Origin of the sequence: Candidatus Symbiopectobacterium sp. (assembly GCF_020054415.1) — a bacterium.
Classification (GTDB): Bacteria; Pseudomonadota; Gammaproteobacteria; order Enterobacterales; family Enterobacteriaceae; genus Symbiopectobacterium.
The window spans coordinates 1-6,952 of sequence record NZ_JAHWCO010000545.1; the positions used below are offsets into that span (position 1 = coordinate 1).

The following is a 6,952-nucleotide window of genomic DNA, read 5'->3' on the forward strand; positions in this document are numbered from 1 at the left end:
AAGGTAAAGATAGTGGGCATGTAACTTAACCAGCAGACGGCTCAGGTATTCGGGGGTTTCGTGCTCAGCCAGCACCAGAGACAGTCGCTTTATTACCGCCTCGCCGATTGGCAGGCTTATCCCAAACTCCAGCAGAAAACCGTGGATCTGGTTAGTGGTTTTTACTTTATCTCTGATAAGAGATTCCCTGACCCGATGCAGTGCTCGCATCGCCTGCTGAACCTCGGTTTTCGGCTGAACAAAATGCATTGACGGCCGGGATGCAGCTTCACATATCGCCTCTGCATCAACAAAATCATTTTTATTGCTCTTGACAAACGGGCGCACAAACTGCGGAGAGATAAGTTTTGCTTCATGGCCGCTGTCATTGATACGCCGCGCCATAAAGTGTGCCCCGGCACAAGCTTCCATAACAACAACCGAGGACGGGCACGTCGCCAAAAACTGCATTAGCTTTGTGCGCGTAACCTTCTTACGCTGAAGCGCTTTACCTGACTTATCCTGGCAATGAATGTGGAAAGAATGTTTACCGAGATCGATACCAATAAGAGTAACGTTTTCCATGATGGCCTCTCCTGAAAGAAAAACACCCTGTCAGCGTACCGCTCACAGAGTGGGGGTGACCATCTCATTAGGCCAACATACGTTCGCCTTTTCACTATCTGAAATAAATACTATTGCATCAAGCCTCAATCGCCGCCCGCAGTTTTTTCATGGCATTTTTCTCTAACTGACGCACACGTTCTGCGGACACGCCGTATTGATCGGCCAGTTCCTGCAAGGTGGATTTGTTATCGTCATCCAACCAGCGCGCCCGGATAATATGCTGGCTGCGTTCATCCAGCCCTTCCAACGCGTAAGCAAGCTTGTCCGCTGCGTGGTTATCCCAGTTATCTTCTTCGATACCATCGGCAAAATCAGAAGATTTATCCTGAAGATAGAGCATGGGTGCCATCGCTTGGCCATCGTGAGATTCGCCATCCGGCGTGGGATCGAACGTCATGTCTTGCGCGGCCATACGCGATTCCATCTCGCGCACATCTTTGCTGGTGACACCCAATTCACGGGCCACCAGTTCTACTTCGTCCTGATTAAACCAGCCCAGACGCTGTTTAGTCTTACGCAGGTTAAAGAACAGCTTGCGCTGCGCTTTGGTGGTCGCAACCTTGACGATACGCCAGTTACGCAACACATATTCGTGAATTTCGGCTTTGATCCAGTGCACAGCAAAGGACACCAGACGCACACCCATTTCCGGGTTGAAGCGGCGCACCGCTTTCATCAGGCCGATATTGCCTTCTTGAATCAGGTCTGCTTGGGGCAATCCGTAACCAGCATAAGTACGGGCTACGTGAATCACAAAGCGCAGATGCGGCAGGATCAACGCTTTCGCCGATTCCAGATCGCCCTCGTAATGCAGCCGTTCAGCCAGTGCCCGCTCTTCCTCCGCCGTCAGCATCGGATAGGCGTTGGCGGCACGAATATACCCTTCCAGACTGCCCTGGGGAACTAAGGTGAAAGTTTGCATATCTTTGGTCATTCGACCCCTCTTCAATTAGCGTGAGTGAATAAAATACAACGTTAACCCTCACATTATGTACAACAAAAACGATGCACCTTACTGCCGATCCGGCACAGAACCTTTGATTATGTCGTATGCCAAGAGTTCATTCTGTTCATCGACTGACCCTATTTTATCGCCTGACGGCGACAGATCAAGGCGAACCTGTCGATGATTTTACCCCCACCCTCAGCGCGCCAAGGCACCAGAAAATACTACCAGAAAAACTCATTCTGGTGTAAAGCGACGTAAATGTTGCACGGTTGCCAGCCATGCTGCCAGCCAGCCAATCATCCCAGCAATCAACAGCAGCAGCAGTGATTCATCCCAGGTGAGTCCGGTCACGGCAAAGCGCGTACCAAATACCGTAGCAACCTGATCGACCACGGCAGAGAGCCTCCAGACCAACGCCTGCGACAGAATCAACGACAGCAACGCGCCACCACCGCCCAACAATGCACCACCGTTGAGGAAGGGACGTAAAATAAAGCCGTCCGTCGCCCCAATCAGCTTCATGACATTTATGGTTTCACGGCGGCTGAAAATACTCAGACGCACGCTATTACCGATGACCAGGAACACGGCAACAATCATCAGGATACCGATGGTAGTGGCCACCTGACCCACCAGTGAGGTCAGCTCCACCAGGCGCGCAAACCAGCTATCGTCCATACGGACTTCACTCACACCGTACACCGCCGCCACGCGATCGCGCAGCGAGGTCAGCGTCTGTGAGCTTTGGAAGTTAAGCTTTGGCGTAATGATGGCAACGGCAGGCAGCGGATTATCTTCCAGCATGTCCAGCGCCCCACCGAAACCGGACCAGTTGCGAAACTCACCCATCGCTTCATCACGGGAAAGGTAGTTGACCTTCTCCACCCCGTCCTCTGCCTGAAGCGTGTTAATCACGCCCTGCGCCGCATCATTGTCCAACGCCTTATCCAGATAGACCGTCAGTTGCGGCGTGGGGTACCACTGCGCCGCTGCCTGACTGACGTTTTTCCACACCAGATAACAGATACTTGGCAAGGTCAGCGAGATGGCAATCACCATCACGGTCAGCAGCGTCGCCAGCGGCTGGCGCAACGTATCCGCCAGCGTATTGTCCCAGGCATAACGCCACTGTTCTTGCCAACCACCGCGCAGTGTCTTTTCCTTATTTACGCGGGGTTTCGGGTTACGGGAATTAGTCGCCATAAACGCCTCACAGCATACGTCCTTGCGACAGCGTCAGTACGCGATACTGACGGCTGGCAATCAGCGTCGTGTCGTGCGTTGCCATCAACACCGTGACGCCAACGCGGTTAAATTCTTCGAACAAAAGCAAAATATCCTGAGACAGCGCGTTATCTAGGTTACCGGTCGGCTCATCTGCCAGCAGTACCGTCGGTTTGTTCACCACCGCGCGGGCAATGCCCACACGCTGCTGTTCACCGCCAGACAATTGAATCGGGTAGCTCTTGGCTTTGTCCAGCAAGCCCACTTTATCGAGAGCGGCCGAAACACGGCGGCGGATATCTTCACTGCTCGCCCCGGTAATAATCAGCGGCATCGCCACGTTATCGTAGACAGTACGATCCATCAGCAGATGGTGATCCTGAAAGATCATGCCGATCTGGCGGCGCAAGAAGGGCACCTCACGCTTTTTCAAGCGGCTGATATTGTGCCCGGTGAACAAAATCTGGCCCGCGCTCGGGCGCTCTATGCCACAAATCAGTTTCAGCAGGGTACTTTTCCCGGCACCAGAATGGCCCGTCAGAAACGCCATCTCCCTAGGAAGCAGATGGAAATCCACCCCCTGCAACGCCTGACGTCCACCGAGATAAGCCTTACTGACTTGTTCAAAGCGAATCATCCGTTTTCATCCTCTCGGGCAAGCTTTTTATCCTCACGAGACATCAGTCTTCGCGGGCAAAAAGCGCCTCAATAAAATCGTCAGCCTTAAAGGGACGCAAATCATCAATACCTTCCCCTACCCCAATATAACGGATAGGAATCCCAAACTGATCGGCGATGGTGAAGATCACCCCGCCTTTCGCGGTGCCGTCCAGCTTGGTCAGGGTGATGCCGGTCAAGCCGACGGCATCGTTAAACAGTTTCGCCTGGCTGACGGCGTTTCGTCCGGTGCTGGCGTCCAACGTCAGCATGATTTCATGCGGCGCAGACTCATCGAGTTTTTTCATCACGCGGACAATTTTCTTCAATTCTTCCATCAGGTGCGCTTTGTTCTGCAAGCGTCCTGCGGTATCAGCGATCAGCACATCAGCACCGCGCGCTTTTGCCGCCTGAATGGCATCAAAAATCACCGAGGCAGAATCCGCCCCCGTGTGCTGCGCGACCACGGTCACGTTGTTGCGCTGGCCCCATACTTGCAACTGCTCTACGGCGGCGGCACGGAAGGTATCCCCGGCAGCCAGCATCACCGATTTACCCTGCGCCTGGAACTGGCGCGCTAATTTACCGATGGTGGTGGTTTTCCCGACGCCGTTAACGCCCACCATTAGGATTACGTAAGGGGTTTTTCCGTCGATGTTAAGCGGCTCGTCCACCTTATTAAGGATAGCGCCCATATCTTCTTTCAGTTTAACCAACAGCGCATCGGCATCTTTCAGTTGTTTACGGCTGGCGTTCTCTGTCAGGTCGGCAATAATCTTGCGCGTGGTTTCCACACCGACATCAGCGATCAATAATTGCTCTTCCAGTTTCTCAAACAGATCGTCGTCGATTTTCTTACCGCGAAACAATCCGATAAATCCGGAACCGAGGTTTTCTCGGGTTTTTACCAGACTGCGTTTTAGCCGGGCGAAAAAACCCTCTTTGGTCGGCCTTTCCTGCTCCTGTGCCACAGGCACAGGCTCAACAACGTGTTCTGCAACTTCCGTTATCGCTTGCTCATAGGCACTGTCCTGTGATGGCAGAACATCTTGTGATAGCAAAGTATCCTGCGCTTCAGGACTCGCCTGCGTCTCTGCACGATCTACCGTCTCAGCGGTTTCAATGACATCAACAACGCGCGGCGGATCTGGCTGCGCGGCGGCAGGTTCTTCAGGCACCTGTGCACTGTGAGCCTCAGTCTGCACGTCAGGCTCATCGTTTGGCGTTTCGGCGTGAACCTCCGATACCACAGGCACATCATTGTCCTGAGACTGTGCCATATCCTGCTGCTGTTCTGCTGCTTGCGGTTTCTCAGTCTGTTCCTCTTCCTGACGCCCTAATCCCAGCCAGGAAAAGAAACCGCGTTTTTTCTCTTTTGTCATATCGCAATCGCGCCCCATGCTGCTGCTCACAGCAGCGCTTAAATAATTGAAGTCAATAGCCCGGTCAGAGTCGAGCCCAGAGTCTACCACTTTCCGCCCGGCAGCCACACGCACCATGGCAGGTCAGGTGGAGACAATCTCGGTAACGAAGTATGTCATCTCGATAACCGGGTAGGCCAAAACCACGCGTCACCGCAGAGAAACCTGATATTAACATTCCTTCCCCTCCTAACCCTCGCTAGAATAGCGCCTACCTAATTACCGATAGCGAATCTCAGCACCCGGCAACTCGGAGTTCTACAGTAAACAGACGATGGCAAAAAAAAACGCACCTGTACAGGCAGGCCAAATCCGCATTATCGGCGGCCAGTGGCGCGGGCGAAAACTTCCCGTGCCAGAAAGCCCAGGGCTGCGCCCCACCACCGATCGCGTTCGTGAAACGCTGTTTAACTGGCTGGCGCCGGTCATTCAGCAGGCCCGTTGCCTGGATGGCTTCGCAGGCAGTGGCGCACTGGGGTTTGAAGCGCTGTCACGCTATGCGGCACATGTCACCCTGCTGGAAAACGAACGCAGCATCGCCCGGCAACTGGAACAGAATGCGGTACTGTTGAAGGCGAACAACTCCCGCATCATCAATACCAATACGTTGAACTGGCTGGCGCAGGCCGGTGAGCCCTATGACGTGGTGTTTCTCGATCCCCCCTTTCGCCGGGACTTATTAAACCAGGCGCTCCGTTTGCTGGAACAGCAGGGCTGGCTGGCACCCGAGGCGTGGATTTATGTGGAAACCGAGGCCGAGAATGGCGAGCTAGAGATTCCGGTTACCTGGTCGATACACCGCGAAAAAGTGGCAGGACAAGTGGCATACCGGCTGTATATCCGCCAGGCTACTCCCACACAGCATGACGAGGCAGACGATGATTTGGATTAACCTGGGTCGGATATTGATGATCGGTGTGTGGGGCTTTTTGATTACCAACCTGATTGCGCCCTTTCCCCGCACACTGAACATCTTCATGATGGTTGCGATGGGGTTTACGCTGTTGATGCACGGTTTTCAGGTGCTGTTGTTACGTGCCAGCCACGGTAAAGAACAGGGGCCATTGAGCCGCGCGCTGGAAGCACGTATTTTCCTGTTCGGGGTGTTTGAACTGCTGGCGTGGCAGAAAAAGATTAAGGGTGTTCAACCCACTAGTGGGACAAAAAAATAGCCCTATGCCGATTCGAAGGACACAAAACGTGAGCCATGGACCTGCAATCTGCCCGTCATACCCAACGCCAGCGCCCGATATTGTGTCTCACTCAGGTGGCAGGTGAGGTTTTCCCCTGCGGGTAATAGCATAAACGTCGCCTCATAGCGCTCGGGAAGATCGGGATTCATCGGTTGCGCGCGCGTGGGGCGCGCCAACGGTATGGTGCGCAGCGCGGCGATCTCGGCCTCTACCGTGCGTAGCGGTGCAGCATCGTCCTCCACGCGCTGGCGTCGTTGCCGCAGAAACTGTCGCCACCCCAGAAACAGGATCAGCCTGACAATCAAAGACCACCAATGGGACATTTCCCACGACATCAGGGCTTTTTCCCAGAAAGAAAAGGGAACGCGGTGACATTGTCGCCCAGTCCGGAAATACGGGCCGCCCCTTTCTCCGTCATGGAATCAATGCGGATCACCGCTTGCAGCTGAATAACGCTGCGATTTACGCCGGAAAATTCCGTTTTCAGCTTCTCGGTAGAAGGGTCCACCAGCAGGGTAGAGTGACCGTCAAAAACGAAATCCGCAATCTCGATAAACCCAAAAAGACTGCTTTGCACCAACTCTCGCACGTAAAGCTGATAATTTTTGCCGTTATTCATAAATTGAATCCGGTAGAGAGCTGACCTCATTGCTCATGCAAAAACCGTCCCCCTTCAGTGGTATCGAGAAGATATATATACCCAATAAACCTCAAGATGCAGGTTTGAGCACCTGAAAACGATCGTGAATTCTGGGTCGTGTAGGCTTTGTTGAATAAATAGAACTTTTGGGTAATCATCGGAGCAGATCACCACAGTTGTTTCAAAATCAGGTCTCCATGGCAAAACAAAATTTTAAAATCACCAACTGGCCCTCTTATAACAAGGCCCTCAAGCAGCGCGG

Annotated in this window: 10 protein-coding genes; 2 read left to right on the forward strand and 8 right to left on the reverse strand. The window is 53.3% G+C overall.

Features of this window, described 5'->3' with window-relative positions; translation table 11 throughout:
- The 5 genes from QZ506_RS16055 to ftsY all read right to left on the reverse strand — a co-directional run.
- On the reverse strand, positions 1–564 hold a 564-nt coding region (locus QZ506_RS16055; protein ID WP_291972419.1), incomplete at its 3' end, for an IS110 family transposase.
- A gap of 118 nt (positions 565–682) precedes the next feature.
- Complete coding sequence (rpoH, locus tag QZ506_RS16060) at positions 683–1,540, reverse strand: RNA polymerase sigma factor RpoH (protein WP_291972421.1); 858 nt, start codon at positions 1,538–1,540, stop codon at positions 683–685.
- Positions 1,541–1,789: 249 nt separating this feature from the next.
- Complete coding sequence (gene ftsX / locus QZ506_RS16065; RefSeq protein ID WP_291972435.1) at positions 1,790–2,758, reverse strand: permease-like cell division protein FtsX; 969 nt, start codon at positions 2,756–2,758, stop codon at positions 1,790–1,792.
- Between the two features lie 7 nt (positions 2,759–2,765).
- Positions 2,766–3,416, reverse strand: a complete 651-nt coding sequence (gene ftsE, locus QZ506_RS16070; RefSeq protein ID WP_291972437.1) for a cell division ATP-binding protein FtsE — start codon at positions 3,414–3,416, stop codon at positions 2,766–2,768.
- Between the two features lie 43 nt (positions 3,417–3,459).
- The gene (ftsY, locus tag QZ506_RS16075) at positions 3,460–4,818 is read right to left on the reverse strand and encodes a signal recognition particle-docking protein FtsY (protein WP_291972447.1); all 1,359 of its coding nucleotides are present in this window, start codon (positions 4,816–4,818) and stop codon (positions 3,460–3,462) included.
- Positions 4,819–5,131: 313 nt separating this feature from the next.
- On the opposite strand from ftsY, the gene rsmD reads away from it, so the two are divergent.
- Together rsmD and QZ506_RS16085 are read left to right on the forward strand one after the other, a co-directional pair.
- Positions 5,132–5,749, forward strand: a complete 618-nt coding sequence (rsmD, locus tag QZ506_RS16080; protein WP_291972439.1) for a 16S rRNA (guanine(966)-N(2))-methyltransferase — start codon at positions 5,132–5,134, stop codon at positions 5,747–5,749.
- Positions 5,736–6,029: a DUF1145 family protein gene (locus QZ506_RS16085; protein ID WP_291972441.1), complete on the forward strand. Its 294-nt coding sequence runs from the start codon at positions 5,736–5,738 to the stop codon at positions 6,027–6,029. Before rsmD ends, QZ506_RS16085 begins: the two co-directional genes overlap by 14 nt.
- Before the next feature lie 2 nt (positions 6,030–6,031).
- Here the strand turns inward: QZ506_RS16085 and QZ506_RS16090 are convergent, their stop codons facing one another.
- The 3 genes from QZ506_RS16090 to QZ506_RS16100 are packed head-to-tail and all read right to left on the reverse strand — an operon-like array spanning position 6,032 to position 6,864.
- On the reverse strand, positions 6,032–6,385 hold the full coding sequence (locus tag QZ506_RS16090; protein ID WP_291972442.1) for a DUF2500 family protein: 354 nt from the start codon (positions 6,383–6,385) through the stop codon (positions 6,032–6,034).
- Positions 6,385–6,699 carry a DUF1820 family protein gene (locus QZ506_RS16095; protein ID WP_291972444.1) on the reverse strand — a complete coding sequence of 105 codons (315 nt, stop codon included), beginning with the start codon at positions 6,697–6,699 and terminating at the stop codon, positions 6,385–6,387. Before QZ506_RS16095 ends, QZ506_RS16090 begins: the two co-directional genes overlap by 1 nt.
- Positions 6,700–6,723: 24 nt before the next feature.
- Positions 6,724–6,864 (reverse strand): hypothetical protein, encoded by a 141-nt coding sequence (locus QZ506_RS16100; protein ID WP_291972446.1) that lies wholly within the window; start codon positions 6,862–6,864, stop codon positions 6,724–6,726.
- Between the last annotated feature and the right edge of the window lie 88 nt (positions 6,865–6,952).